Origin of the sequence: Bradyrhizobium sp. C9 (genome assembly GCF_002532045.1) — a bacterium.
Taxonomy (GTDB): domain Bacteria; phylum Pseudomonadota; class Alphaproteobacteria; order Rhizobiales; family Xanthobacteraceae; genus Bradyrhizobium.
The window spans coordinates 253856-267876 of the sequence record NZ_NWTG01000006.1 but is presented as its reverse complement, the minus strand read 5'-3'; the positions used below and the strand labels follow the sequence as shown (position 1 = coordinate 267876).

11 protein-coding genes are annotated in these 14021 nt (G+C 65.6%); 10 read left to right on the top strand and 1 reads right to left on the bottom strand.

The window, feature by feature from the left end; translation table 11 throughout:
• The first annotated feature begins 104 nt into the window (after positions 1-104).
• The 4 genes from CO675_RS16150 (at position 105) to CO675_RS16135 (ending at position 3835) form a co-directional block, all read left to right on the top strand.
• Entirely contained in the window at positions 105-551 is a 447-nt protein-coding gene (locus CO675_RS16150) for a VOC family protein (RefSeq protein WP_097672878.1), read from the top strand.
• A gap of 78 nt (positions 552-629) precedes the next feature.
• Positions 630-1406 carry a ribonuclease HII gene (gene rnhB, locus CO675_RS16145; protein ID WP_097672877.1) on the top strand — a complete coding sequence of 259 codons (777 nt, stop codon included), beginning with the start codon at positions 630-632 and terminating at the stop codon, positions 1404-1406.
• 290 nt (positions 1407-1696) lie between these two features.
• Positions 1697-3202 carry a glycosyltransferase family 39 protein gene (locus CO675_RS16140; protein ID WP_097672876.1) on the top strand — a complete coding sequence of 502 codons (1506 nt, stop codon included), beginning with the start codon at positions 1697-1699 and terminating at the stop codon, positions 3200-3202.
• A 30-nt stretch (positions 3203-3232) separates the two neighbouring features.
• Positions 3233-3835, top strand: coding sequence for a hypothetical protein (locus CO675_RS16135; protein ID WP_097672875.1), 603 nt, complete (start codon positions 3233-3235; stop codon positions 3833-3835).
• Positions 3836-3855: 20 nt separating this feature from the next.
• On the opposite strand, the gene CO675_RS16130 is transcribed toward CO675_RS16135, so the two are convergent.
• Positions 3856-4674, bottom strand: a complete 819-nt coding sequence (locus tag CO675_RS16130) for a uracil-DNA glycosylase (RefSeq protein ID WP_097673005.1) — start codon at positions 4672-4674, stop codon at positions 3856-3858.
• A 190-nt stretch (positions 4675-4864) separates the two neighbouring features.
• Between CO675_RS16130 and CO675_RS16125 the strand changes: the two genes are divergently transcribed.
• The 6 genes from CO675_RS16125 (at position 4865) to CO675_RS16100 (ending at position 13893) form a co-directional block, all read left to right on the top strand.
• Complete coding sequence (locus CO675_RS16125; protein WP_097672874.1) at positions 4865-6523, top strand: electron transfer flavoprotein-ubiquinone oxidoreductase; 1659 nt, start codon at positions 4865-4867, stop codon at positions 6521-6523.
• A gap of 450 nt (positions 6524-6973) precedes the next feature.
• On the top strand, positions 6974-8761 hold the full coding sequence (locus CO675_RS16120; RefSeq protein ID WP_097672873.1) for a tetratricopeptide repeat protein: 1788 nt from the start codon (positions 6974-6976) through the stop codon (positions 8759-8761).
• A gap of 277 nt (positions 8762-9038) precedes the next feature.
• Positions 9039-9926 carry a 4-(cytidine 5'-diphospho)-2-C-methyl-D-erythritol kinase gene (locus tag CO675_RS16115; protein WP_097672872.1) on the top strand — a complete coding sequence of 296 codons (888 nt, stop codon included), beginning with the start codon at positions 9039-9041 and terminating at the stop codon, positions 9924-9926.
• Between the two features lie 631 nt (positions 9927-10557).
• Positions 10558-11484: an SMP-30/gluconolactonase/LRE family protein gene (locus CO675_RS16110; RefSeq protein WP_097673004.1), complete on the top strand. Its 927-nt coding sequence runs from the start codon at positions 10558-10560 to the stop codon at positions 11482-11484.
• Between the two features lie 143 nt (positions 11485-11627).
• Positions 11628-12221, top strand: coding sequence for a GNAT family N-acetyltransferase (locus CO675_RS16105; protein WP_097672871.1), 594 nt, complete (start codon positions 11628-11630; stop codon positions 12219-12221).
• Positions 12222-12249: 28 nt separating this feature from the next.
• On the top strand, positions 12250-13893 hold the full coding sequence (locus CO675_RS16100; protein ID WP_097673003.1) for a GMC family oxidoreductase: 1644 nt from the start codon (positions 12250-12252) through the stop codon (positions 13891-13893).
• Positions 13894-14021 lie beyond the last annotated feature (128 nt).

Sequence of the window (14021 nt, the reverse complement as noted above, 5' to 3'; positions counted from 1 at the left end):
GAAGCGCAGCGAAATCCGGGACCTGCGTCAACGGTCAGAGTTTCCCGGATTACGCTTCGCTCTATCCGGGCTACGAAGAAGAAGTCAAAACAGCGAGTGCCACCATGAGTAACGCCCCGACTGCCCGCTTCACCGTCCTCACGCTCGGCGTCAGCGACATGCGCGCCAGCATCGCCTTCTATGAATCGCTCGGCTTCACCAGAAAGATGCGCGCGACCGGCGAGGAGGTTGCCTTCTTCGACACCGGCGGCAGCGTGCTCGGGCTGTTCCCGTGGCATTTGCTCGCCGACGACGCTGGGCTGCCGGATCAGCCGCGGCCTTCAGCATTCCATGGCGTTGCGATTGCCTGGAACTGCAACGACGATGACGAGGTCAATCGCGTGATGGCATTCGCGCTGTCGAAAGGCGCCAAACTGCTCAAGGCCGCGCAGCCGACCAGCTATGGCGGTTATTGCGGCTATTTCGGCGATCCCGACGGCCACGCCTGGGAAGTGGTGCGTGCGCCGGGCTTCGAGGTTCTCGAGAGCGGGCGGGTGTCCATCCCGGATTAGAGCGAGCCGAATTGAATAACGGGGAAGGGCGCCGGGTTCCCGGTTGCGCCGCGGAGCCGGCTTGATCACCATCCCCGCATGATTCGGGACAAGTCCAAAAGCGCGTCAAAGACCACCTCGAAGAAGGCGCCGGCCAAATCAGCCAGGCCGGGCAAGCGCGTGATCGCCGTGACGCGGCCGAGCTTTCGGCGTGAGCGCGCGCTGATCAAGCGTGGGATCTGGCCGGTCGCCGGCTGCGACGAGGCCGGGCGCGGTCCGCTGGCAGGTCCGGTGGTTGCCGCCGCGGTGGTGCTCGACCCCAACCGCGTTCCCAAGGGGCTCGATGACTCCAAGCGGTTGACCGCCGAGCGGCGCGAGGAACTGTTCGAGGAGATCTGCGCCACCGCAGCGTTCTCGGTCGCGGTGGCTTCGCCGGCGCGAATCGACCGCGACAATATATTGCGCGCCTCGCTGTGGGCGCTGGCGCGCGCCGTGCATGCGCTGCCGGAAATGCCGCAGCACGTCTTCGTCGATGGCCGCGACAAGCTCGCCACGCCCTGCGACTGCGACGCCGTCATCGGCGGCGACGGCATCGTGGCCTCGATCGCGGCGGCCTCGATCATCGCCAAGGTGACGCGTGACCGCCTGATGTGCGCGCTGGCGCTGGATTGCCCCGGCTACGGTTTCGAGCAGCACAAGGGTTATGGTGTCCCCGAGCACCTCGAGGCGCTGGACCGGCTCGGCCCCAGCACCCACCACCGCAGCTTCTTCGCCCCCGTCGTCGCCGCGCGACTGAAGCATTTCCCGGTCGCGGCCGAGCCCGATCTGTTCACGGTGGACAACGAAAGCGAGACTACTGCATCCGAAGCGGCGTAGCGCGCACCGCCTCCAACCCACCCAACACTGTCGTCGCCCGGCTTGACCGGGCGATCCCAGTATTCCAGAGACGGCCGTGCCTAACTCCATGGCCGCAGCGTACTGGATGTCCCGCCGGAGCCTGTCATCGGGCGCGCGTTCGCGCGACCCGGTGGCGGGGCATGACCTCTGTATTTGACTTTGCACCGTGGACCCATCCGCCCCGGTTGCCTCCACCGCCGCCGCCGTTTATCAAAACCCTCGGGATCAGATGACGCCGCTACGGGTGGCTGGGGCATTTCGGGCGTTTCATGCGGTTTACCTCCCTGGTTGTCGAACTGATCCGCGCCCGGCCGCGCCTCGTGGTGTGGGTCGTGGTGCTGGTGCAGGCGGCGATCTGGCTGTTGCTGCCGCTGATCTTCTACGGCAGCCCGCCCGGTAATCTCGCCACCGTCCTCGCCTTCGGCCGCGAATATCAGGTCGGCACCGACATGGGGCCGCCGCTTTCGTTCTGGCTCGCCGACATCGCCTTCCGCGCCGCCGGCAATCACGTGTTCGGCGTCTATCTGCTGGCGCAGGTCTGCGAGATCGCAACCTTTATCGCCTTCTACCAATTGGCACGGGCCATCGTTGGCGGCCCGCAGGGCGTGCTGGCGGTGCTGTTGTCGATGACAGTCGTGGTGTTCTCCTCGCCAAGCGTCGAGTTCGGCCCGCTGATCCTGGCGCGTCCGCTGTGGGCGCTGTTGCTGCTGCATTCCTGGCAATTGATCGGGCAGGACCGTCGCGCCGCCTGGTTCGCCTGGTCGATCGATTGCGGCCTCCTGCTGCTGACGACGCCGGCGGCGCTCGGCATGATCCTGCTCGTGGTCGGCTTTGCGGTCGCAACCGAGCGCGGGCGCCGCACGCTGCGCGCGGTCGATCCGCTCTATGCGCTGCTGGTCATCATCGTGCTGGCACTGCCCTATCTGATCTGGCTGGTCCGCGCCGACGTGCTGGCGTTGCCGGCCTTGCCCGCGCTCGCCGATCTCAAGGCGCGGGCGCTGCGCTGGGGCGTTGTGCTCGGCGGGCTGATCGTGGCGACGGGTGCGATCGCGCTGCTCGCGATCCTCAATTCGCGCTGGTTCGCCCGCGACCGAGACGATTCCCCGATCATCTACCGTCCGCCGGTCAGTCCGCTGGCGCAGCACTTCGTCTATTTTTTCGCGTTCGCGCCGGCGATCGTGAGCAGCTTCGTCTCCGGGCTGTTCGATCTGGATCGCGCCTTCGGCGGCGCCGGCGTGGCGCTGTTGATGTCGGGGCTCGCGGTCGTCGTCGCGACCGGCGATCTGATCCATCTCAGGCGGCAGCGGCTGTTGCGCTCGGTGTGGGCCTTCGCCGTCGGCGCGCCCGCCGCGGTCGCGCTGGCGGCGGCGCTGTTCCTGCCCTGGACCAGCACCACCGAGGTGCCGACCTCGCTGCCGGCAGCCGCGATGGGACGCTTCTTCGACGACAGCTATGAACGTCGTACCAACCAGCGCCTGCGCGCGGTTGCCGGCGATCCCGAGCTCGCCAGCCTGATCGCGATGAACGGGCGCCGTCCGCATCTTTTGCTCGACGCCGCGCCGCAACGGACGCCCTGGCTGTCGGTGGCGAAATTCAACGAGACCGGCGGCGTCGTGGTCTGGCGCGCGCAGGACACCGCCGGCACGCCGCCGCCCGAACTCGCGCAGCGCTTCCCCGGCCTCGTGCCGGAAGTGCCGCGATCGTTCGACCGGCTGGTCAATGGAAGGCAGCCGGTGCTGCGGATCGGCTGGGCGATCGTGCGGCCGAAGGGGTAATCGCCCGAGACATTCTGAGAGAGGCGTCGCATGGACTTGAATCCGCCGGCCGGCTCCGAGATCTCGATCAGTCATGATGGTATCGAGCCGACCATCATCATCCGCGCGAAGCGCAATGCCTCGCGCTATTTCGGCGGCGCGTTCCTGGTGTGCTGGCTGGGCCTCTGGGCAATGGGCTTCAAGTCAGCCGCGTCCGAGTTGATGGCAGGGAAGGCCGCGCCATTCCTGATCTTTTGGCTGGCCGCCTGGACCATCGGCGGCTTCTTTGCGGCGTTGACGGCCTATCGGATCTTCCGCCCTTCGGCACCGGAAACACTGCAGCTGAAGCGCGGCAGCATCGCCTACGACTCCGGAACGCCGCCGCCCGAATTCAATACCTACGGGCGGAACAAGAGCAGGCAGGATGCTTGGAAGTCGCTATTTGCCAGGCGAACGCGGGCCGATCTCGATCGGCAGGAATTGCAGACGCTGCGTCTGCGCGAGACCGACACCGGCAATCGCCTGACCATCGATATGGGCGCCAACCGCCTCGAACTCGCCTCGCAGGCTAGCGAGGTCGAGCGCGAATGGCTGGCACGGCTGCTGGCGAAGCGCTATGGGTTGACGCAGGTGCTTTCGGACAATGCCTCGTAGGGCAGGCGAGCCAAGCAGCGCTACGCCATCGCCGCTTGCAGCACCTTCGCGATCGCGCGCAAATCTTGCCACGACAATCTCTTGTACGACGGCGAGCGCAACAGATAGGCCGGATGGAAGGTGGCGACGGCGCGGATCGTGCGCGTGCCGGTGTCGTAGTCGATCCATTTGCCGCGAGTGCGCATGATGCCCTCGCGCGTGCCGAGCAGCGCCTGGGTCGAAGGATTGCCGAGCGTGACCAGCACGTCGGGATCCACCAGCTCGATATGGCGCTGGATGAAGGGCAGGCACACCTGCGTCTCCTGCGGCGTCGGCGTGCGGTTGCCCGGCGGCCGCCACGGGATGACGTTGGCGATATAGGCTTTGCTGCGATCGAGCCCGATCGCCGCGATCATGCGGTCGAGCAGCTTGCCGGAGCGGCCGACGAACGGCAGTCCCTCGATGTCCTCGTCGCGGCCCGGCGCCTCGCCGACGAACATCACACGCGCCTGCGGATTGCCGTCGGCGAACACCAGCCGGGTCGCGGTGTGCTTCAGCGCGCAGCCGTCGAACGTCTCCATCAGCGTGCGCAAGGCTTCAAGCGTCGGCGCGGTGCGCGCCGCTTCGCGCGCGGAGGCGATGGCGGCGTCCGGCGCGATGGTGATTTCGCTGCGCGGAACGGCCGGCATCGGTGGCGGGCGCAGCGGATTGAGCGCGGCTGGACGCGGCGCGGCCGGGGCCGGAACTGGCTCGGGCTCTTCCAGCCGGTTGATCGGCTCGTCGCCAAGCGCACAATCGACCCCGGCCTCGAGGTAAAAGGCCAGCAATTGCTGCAGTGTAGGGGTGGGCTCGGGCATCAGGGCCATCGGCGCAATCTAGAGCATGGCGGAGAAAAGTGGAGGCTCGATTTCGGAAAAGATTATTCTCTCTGGGTATCCGGGCCGTGCAAAGCCATGGGAGCGCAATTCCATGGTTGTCCTTCCGCCAAAAATCGGAAACAACGACTTTTGAAAAGCTTAGAAGCGTTCTCAATGGGCTGAGATCAAGATCATGAGTGCTGAAGACCTTCCCCCGCGCGAGTCTATGGAATTCGATGTCGTCATCGTCGGCGCCGGCCCGTCGGGCCTGTCGGCCGCGATCCGGCTGAAGCAGCTCAATCCCGAGCTCTCGATCGTCGTGGTGGAGAAGGGCTCCGAGGTCGGCGCGCACATCCTGTCCGGTGCGGTGATCGATCCGGTCGGGCTCGACAAGCTCGTTCCGGACTGGCGCGAGGACGCCGACTGTCCGCTGAAGACCCAGGTCAAGGAAGATCGGTTCTACTGGACCACGTCGCAAGGCTGGTTCCGCATTCCGAACTTCATCATGCCGCCGTTGATGCACAATCATCACAACTACATCGGCTCGCTCGGCAATGTCTGCCGCTGGCTGGCGCCGAAGGCGGAAGCGCTCGGCGTCGAGATCTATCCGGGCTTTGCGGCCGCCGAAGTTCTCTATGACGACAAGGGCGCGGTGCGCGGCATCGCGACCGGCGACATGGGCATCGCCAAGGACGGCAGCCACAAGGATTCCTACACCCGCGGCATGGAGCTGCTCGGCAAGTACACGCTGTTCGCCGAAGGCGCGCGCGGCTCGCTCACCAAGCAGCTGATCGCGAATTACAAGCTCGACGCCAACTCGGAGCCGCCGAAATTCGGCATCGGGCTGAAGGAGGTCTGGCAGATCGATCCGGCCAAGCACCGCAAGGGACGGGTCCAGCATACGCTTGGGTGGCCGCTGAACGACAAGACCGGCGGCGGCTCGTTCCTCTATCACTACGACGACAACCGCGTCGCGGTCGGCTTCGTCGTGCATCTGAACTACACCGACCCGTACCTGTCGCCGTTCGACGAATTCCAGCGGATGAAGACGCATCCCGATATCCGCGAGCTGTTCGAGGGCGGCAAGCGGCTCGCCTATGGTGCGCGTGCCATCACCGAGGGCGGCTATCAGTCGGTGCCGCGGCTCTCCTTCCCGGGCGGCGCGCTGATCGGCTGCGCCGCCGGCTTCGTCAACGTGCCGCGCATCAAGGGCGTCCACAATGCGATGGGCTCCGGCATGCTCGCCGCCGAGCATGTCGCGGCCGCGCTCGGCGCCGGCCGCGCCAATGACGAGCTCGTCGAGTATGAGAATGCCTGGCGCTCGTCCGCGATCGGCAAGGACCTGTTCAAGGTCCGCAATGCCAAGCCGCTGCTGTCGAAGTTCGGCAATTTGCTCGGAATGGCGCTCTCCGGCTTCGACATGTGGTGCAACACGCTCGGCTTCTCGCTGTTCGGCACCCAGTCGCACGCCAAGCCGGACCGCAAGACGCTCGATCCGTCGAAGCAGCACCAGCCGATCGCCTATCCGAAGCCGGACGGCAAGATCTCGTTCGACAAGCTGTCGTCGGTGTTCCTGTCCAACACCAACCATGAGGAGGATCAGCCGGTCCATCTCAAGGTCGCCGACATGAACCTGCAGAAGACGTCGGAGCACGACGTGTTCGCCGGTCCCTCCAACCGCTATTGCCCGGCCGGCGTCTATGAGTGGGTCGAGGAGGGCGCCGCCCCGCGCTTCCAGATCAACGCCCAGAACTGCGTCCACTGCAAAACCTGCGACGTTAAGGACCCCAACGGCAACATCACCTGGGTTCCTCCGGAGGGCGGCGGCGGGCCGAACTACGAGGCGATGTAAGGCCCGGAGGCGATTGAAGGGTAAGGCTGATGCGGCCGACCACATTTGCGTGAGGCCGCCGCCAACCTGCCGCAGCCTCCGCTCGGGCTTTCCTCGTTAGGAGCGGCCGGATTGCACCGCCGGAGACGCGGAACAGGGGGTTGCGGCGCCAGTATCCGGCGCATTTTGCTTCCGCACGCGAATATGCCGGGGCCGGTCACGATACCGCCATAGTGCGAGGGTCTTGCGGTGGGCTGGCTGGATCGGCAGGCCTAACGGCCTAATCTGCCAATCGATTCGGCATGGGTTACCTCTGGGCGATCCTTGCGGATAAACGCCAAAAGCGGCATTGTCGCTCGCCGGGATGCCGCCGCTTGGGTTCGCATTTTGAGACTGATCGCAGGATCTTGTCGCGAAGATCTTGGCCGTAAATCCTTCGTGGCCTTAAACCCCTGGAGCAAGGCGACCGTGATGCTGTCCACCCGATTCAACCGCCTGACGATTGCCGTTCTTGCTGCCGCGGCGCTTGCCGTGCCTGCGCAGCTTGCGGCGCAGACGCCCGACCATCCGACCGACAATGCCGCGCAATTCCCGAGCAAGACCGACCTGAAGTCGCTGACCACCGCCGGCAGCTATCTGGCCGCCCGCCACGCCAGTGTCGAGCGCGATGCGGCCTCGGCCGCGGCGTTCTACCGCTCGGCGCTGCGCACCGATCCGAAGAATTCCGAGCTGCTCGACCGCGCCTTCATCTCCTCGCTCGCCGACGGCGACATCGACGAGGCGGTGAAACTCGCCGACCGCATCCTGACCCAGGACAAGGCCAACCGCGTCGCCCGCCTCGTGGTCGGCGTGCGCGACCTCAAGCTGAAGAAATACGCCGCAGCGCAGTCCAACATCAACCAGTCGGTCCGCGGCCCGATCACCGACCTGGTGGCGACGCTGCTGTCGGCCTGGGCCGCCTATGGCGCCGGCGACAGCAAGGGCGCGGTCGCCTCGATCGACAAGCTGACCGGCCCCGAATGGTATCCGATCTTCAAGGATCTGCACGCCGGCATGATCTACGAGCTGTCCGGCAAGGAGAAGGACGCCGGCGCCCGCTTCGAGAAGGTCTACAAGCTCGACGATTCGATGCTGCGCACGGTCGACGAATATGCGCGCTGGACTTCGCGCAACAAGGATGCCGCCGCCGCGACCGCGATGTACGAGGCGTTCGACAAGAAGCTGCCGCGTCATCCGCTGGTGCTGGAGGGCATCAAGGAGACCAAGGCCGGCAAGAAGCTTCCGCCGCTGATCGATTCACCGCAGGCCGGCGCCGCCGAGGCGCTGTACGGCATCGGCGCGACGCTGACCCGCCGCGGCGGTGAGGACCTCGCGCTGGTCTATCTGCAGCTTGCTCTCTATCTGCAGCCGAACCATCCGCTGGCGCTGCTGTCGCTCGCCGATCTCTATGAATCGGTGAAGAAGCCGCAGATGGCGATCAAGGTCTATGAGCGGATGCCGGCGTCCTCGCCGCTGAAGCGCAACGCGCAGATCCAGCTCGCGACCAATCTCGACGCCGCCGACCGCAGCGACGAGGCGATCAAGATCCTCAAGGAAGTCACCGCGGATCAGCCGAAGGACATCGAGGCGATCCTGGCGCTCGGCAATATCGAGCGCGGCCGCAAGAAGTTCGCCGACTGCGCCACCACCTATTCGCAGGCGATCGACGCGCTGCCGGCCTCCAGCGGCGACAAGAATGCCTGGGTCACCTACTACTACCGCGGCATCTGCGAGGAGCGCTCCAAGCAGTGGAACAAGGCCGAGGCCGACATGCGCAAGGCCCTCGAGCTGCAGCCCGAGCAGCCGCATGTGCTGAACTATCTCGGCTATTCCTGGATCGACCAGGGCATCAACCTCGACGAAGGCATGAAGATGATCAAGCGTGCCGTCGATCAGCGTCCTGACGACGGCTACATCGTCGACTCGCTCGGTTGGGCCTATTACCGGATCGGCAATTACGACGAGGCGGTGAAGAACCTCGAGCGCGCGATCGACCTCAAGCCGGAAGATCCGACCATCAACGACCATCTCGGCGACGCCTACTGGCGCGTCGGCCGCACGCTGGAAGCCAAGTTCCAGTGGGCGCATGCGCGCGACCTCAAGCCCGAGCCGGAAGAGCTGCCGAAGATCCAGGCCAAGATCGACAACGGCCTGCCGGACGACACCTCGAACGCCGCCTCCGCCGACAAGAAGAAGGACGACGACGGCAAGGGCGGCTAGGCCTGCGGGTCCGCTTGCTGAGCTCCCTCCGTTCCCTCTCCCGCTTGCGGGGGAGGGTTAGGGTGGGGGTGTCTCCGCAAAGAGATTCCCTCCGTGGGTAGAGCCCCCACCCGGATCGCATCGTTCGATGCGATCCGACCTCCCCCGCAAGCGGGAGAGGTGAAGGCAGGCTGATGCGGCACCCGAAATCCCGGAATTTCCGTGCAAACAAAGGGATAGGATCGTGAGGCGATTTACGCTAATCGCAGCACATGTTTGTTTTTAGGGGTTTATCGCCGTGCCGGCGCTGATTGAAGAAGGGCGTGCCAAGGTCAACCTGACGCTGAAGGTTGTCGGGCGGCGCGTCGATGGGTTTCACGACCTGGAGAGCGTCGTCGCGTTTGCCGATTGCGCCGATCGTCTCACGCTCGAGCCGGGGCCCGAGCTGTCGCTCTCGATGCTGGGGCCGCTGGCCGATGCCTGCGGCGATACCTCGGATAATCTGGTGCTCAAGGCCGCGCGCCTGCTCGGCGAGCGCGTCGCGGACCTCGAGGTCGGCCACTTCACGCTGGAGAAGGTGCTGCCCGTTGCGGCCGGTATCGGCGGCGGCTCGGCGGATGCCGCGGCGGCGCTCCGGCTGCTGGCGCGGCTCAACGAGCTCTCGCTCGACGACAGCAGGATCATGGAGGTCGCGCTGCAGACCGGCGCCGACGTGCCGGTGTGCGTCGCCTCGCGCGCCTGCGACATGACCGGCGTCGGCGAGGGTCTGCTGCCGCTCGACCTGCCGACAATGCCGTGCGTGCTGGTCAATCCGCGGGTGCCGGTTGCGACCAAGGATGTCTTCAATGCGCTCGGCCTGCGCCATGGCGAGCTCTTGATCGGCGCCACCGATGTCGTGATGCAGGCGTCGTCCTGGCCGGACGCCGGCCGCGCGGTCGACGACTGGATCGCGGCGCTGTCGCGCAGCACCAACGATCTCGAAGCCCCCGCCGCGCGCATCGAGCCCGCCATCAGCGATGTCTTGTCCGCGCTGCGCGCGACCAAGGATGTGCGCCTGGCCCGCATGTCGGGCTCCGGCGCGACCTGCTTTGCGGTGTTCGGAACCGATGCTGATGCCCAGGCCGCCGGGGAAAAGCTCCGCGCCGCGCATCCCGGCTGGTGGGTGCATGCGGGCACGCTGAGCTAGCGCACGTCCATTCTCTCTCTACGTCATTCCCCGGTGCGCATTGCGCACCAGGGGATGATGACGGAGAGGGGTGCGACAAAACAACCCGACGGGCAATTCAGCAAAGCTCGGGCAATTCATGTCGCGAGAATGCGGATTTATGACTCGACGGCCGCGCAACAAATTCAGGTGTCGTCCCGGCGAAGGCCGGGACCTATAACCACAAATGGCAATTGTTGCGCGACGCTGGGGCCGCAGCCCTCTTCAACAACACAACCCTGTGGTCATGGGTCCCTGCTCCCGTGCGCAGTTGCGCATTAGGCAGGGACGACGGTTGTGGATGCGGGTCGTGCCAAACAATTAGTGTCGTCCTGGCGAAAGCCGGACCCATTACCCCAAATGAGCATTGTTGTGCGATGCTGGGGCAACGATCCCATTCATCACCAACTGCGGTGGTTACGGGTCCTGGCCTTCGCCAGGACGACGTTGTGGACGTGGCCATGGTGCTGCCCACCACCTCAACGCCGGGCAGCGTTGCGCCCCGGATTGCTTGGCAAGCCAAACCCCGTTTGCCATAACAGGATGAAACAACAACGTTGCGCGTGCGGGACCGTTCGAAATCCGCCTGCAGCCAATGAGCCGGGAGGATGCCATGGCCAATATCCGAGTTCTCGCCACCGATCTCGAGTTTCCCGAAGGCCCCGTGGTCATGCCCGACGGTTCGGTCGTGCTGGTCGAAATCCGCGGCCAGCGGCTGACCCGGGTCTATCCCGACGGGCGCAAGGAGATCGTCGCCAAGGTGCCGGGCGGCCCGAACGGCGCGGCGCTCGGCCCCGACGGCAAGATGTACGTCTGCAACAATGGCGGCTTCTCCTGGATTCCGACCCGCAACATGATCATGCCGGGACCGCAGCCGGAGGACTACCTCGGCGGCTCGATCCAGCGCGTCGACCTGCAATCCGGCAAGGTCGAGACTGTCGTCACCAAGTGCGGCGAGCATGAGCTGCGCGGCCCGAACGACCTGGTGTTCGACAAGCACGGCGGCCTGTGGTTCTCCGACCTCGGCAAGCGCCGCGCCCGCGAGATGGATGTCGGCGCATTCTATTATCTGAAGCCCGGCATGAACGAGATCGTCGAGGCCGTGCACGGCATCCTTCCGGCCAACGGCATCGGCCTGTCGCCGGACGAAAAGACCGTCTACATCGCCGAGACGCCGACCGCGCGGCTGTGGGCTTATGAGGTGTCCGAGCCCGGCACCATCAAGCCGCGCGACGTGATCTATCGCGGCGAGCGCGGCAAGCCGATCGCGGGCCTCGGTGGCTACCAGATGTTCGACTCGCTGGCGGTGGAAGCGAGCGGCAATGTCTGCGTCGCGACGCTGATCTCGGGCTGCATCTCGGTGATCGCACCCGACGGCACATTGGTCGAGCAGGTGCCGACCGGCGACCGCGTCACCACCAACATCGCGTTCGGTGGCCCCGACCTGAAGACCGCCTACATCACGCTGTCCGGCAAGGGCGAGCTGATCGCGATGGACTGGTCGCGGCCGGGATTGCCGCTGAATTTCTTGAACAAGTGACGTAAGAACGTCATTGCGAGCCACCCGGTCGGCTGAAGCGCCGCCGGATGACAGGCTCCGCGAAGCAATCCATGCAGCTGCGGATACGTAGGCAATGGATTGCTTCGTCGCTTCGCTCCTCGCAATGACGGAAAGGAATAAAAATGCCCTGGCTTGAACCGGTCACCCTTCGCGGCGCGCATGCGCGGCTCGAACCACTTTCGCACGATCATCGCGACGGGCTCGTCGAGGCGGTGAAAGACGGCGGTCTGTCGAACCTCTGGTACACCGCCATCCCGCAGCCGGAGAACATGGCGAAGGAAATCGACCGCCGGCTCGGCCTGCAAGCGGCCGGATCGATGCTGCCGTTCACGGTGTTCGACGCCGACGGCAGGATTTCGGGCATGACGACCTACATGAACGTCGACACGCCGAACCGCCGCGTCGAGATCGGCTCGACCTGGTACGCCAAGCGTGTGCAGCGCAGCGCGGTCAACACGCAGTGCAAACTGCTGCTGCTGCAACATGCCTTCGAGAAGCTCGATTGCATCGCGGTCGAGTTCCGCACGCATTTCTTCAATCACCAGAGCCGGCGCGGTATCGAGCGTCTGGGTGCCAAGCAGGACGGCATCCTGCGCAGCCATCAGATCGCGCCCAACGGTACGTTGCGCGACACCGTGGTTTACAGCATCATCGCCAGCGAATGGCCGACGGTGAAGGCGCATCTCAACTATCAACTCAACGAAAAGCCGCGCTGACACTTTGGTCGGCGCCAGAAGCGAGACGATGGAAACGTTCGACTATGTGATCATCGGCGCGGGCTCCGCCGGGAGCGTGCTGACCAACCGGTTGAGTGAAGACGCGGGCACGCGGGTGTGCGTGCTCGAGGCGGGGCCGAGCGACTGGCATCCCTACATCCATCTGCCGGCCGGCTTCATCAAGACCTTCCACATGAAGAGCGTGAACTGGGCCTACCAGCAGGAGGTGGGTCCCTACACCGGCGGGCGCAGCATCTACGCGCCGCGCGGCAAGACGCTCGGCGGCTCATCCTCGATCAACGGCCACATCTACAACCGCGGGCAACGCCAGGATTTCGACACCTGGGCGCAGCTCGGCAATCGCGGCTGGGGCTATCCCGACGTGCTGCCGTACTTCCGGCGCATGGAGCGCCGCATCGGCGAGGGCGACGACACCTATCGCGGCCGCGACGGCAATCTCACCGTCACCACGATGGACTGGCAGGACCCGCTCTGCGAGGCCTTCATGGCGGGCGCGGTCAGCCTCGGCATTCCGCGCAATCCTGACTACAACGGCCAGATCCAGGAGGGCGTGTCATACTGCCAGCGCACCATCCTGAACGGCCGCCGCGTCAGCGCCGCGACCGCGTTCCTGCATCCGGCGCGAAAGCGCCCGAATGTCGATGTGCGCACCCATGCCCATGTCACCGGCATCATCTTCGAGGGCAAGCGCGCGGTCGGCGTGCGCTACAACCGCGGCGGCAAGCACGGCGATCCGCTCGAGATCCGCGCCACCAAGGAGGTCATCCTCTCCGGCGGCGCCTACAACTCGCCGCAGCTGTTGCAGCTCTCCGGCGTCGGTTCGCCCGACCTGTTGCGGTCGCACGGCATCGAGGTGCGCCATGCGCTGCCGGGTGTCGGTGAAGGCTTGCAGGATCACTACGCGCCGCGCTCGGTGGCGCGCGTCAAGAACATCCGGACCATCAACGAGCTGCGCCGCGGCTTCAGCCTGTGGGGCGAGGCGATCAAATGGGCGACGACGCGGCGCGGGCTGCTCTCGCTGTCGCCGACCATGGTCTACTGCTTCTGGCATTCCGGCGAGACCACCGAGAGCTCCGACCTGCAGCTTACCTTCACGCCGGCGAGCTACAAGGAAGGCGTGCAGGGCCAGCTCGAGGACGAGCCCGGCATGACCGTGGCCTCATGGCAGCAGCGGCCGGAGAGCCGCGGCTATGTCCGCATTCGTTCAGCCGATCCGTTTGCGCCGCCCATCATCCAGACCAACTATCTCGCCGAGGAAATCGACCGCCGCGTCGTCGTCGCCGGCATGAAGCTGGCGCGCCGGCTGCTCGCCTCCGAGCCGCTCAAGCCGTACTTCGCCTATGAGGATTTTCCGGGTCCGAAGGTCATGAGTGACGAGGAGCTGCTCGCCGCCGCGACCCAGCGCGGCACCACCACCTTCCATCCCGGCTGCACTTGCCGGATGGGCCCGGCCGACGCGCCCTGGGCCGTGGTCGACGACCAGCTTCGGGTCCATGGCATGGAGGGCCTGCGCGTGATCGACGCCTCGATCATGCCGCGGATGATCTCAGCCAATCTCAACGCCTCGACCCTGATGATCGCCGACAAGGCCTCCGACATGATCCGCGGCAAGACGCCCGAGGCGGCTGCGAAGCTGCCGGAGTACGCGTGAGAGAGTTGATGCGTAAGACGCTAGCCGTTCAGCGTCGTCCCGGCGAAGGCCGGGACCCATAACCACCGATGGTTATTGTTATGTGCCGGTGGAATGACGAATCCCGTCGGCAATATCCGCCGCGGAGT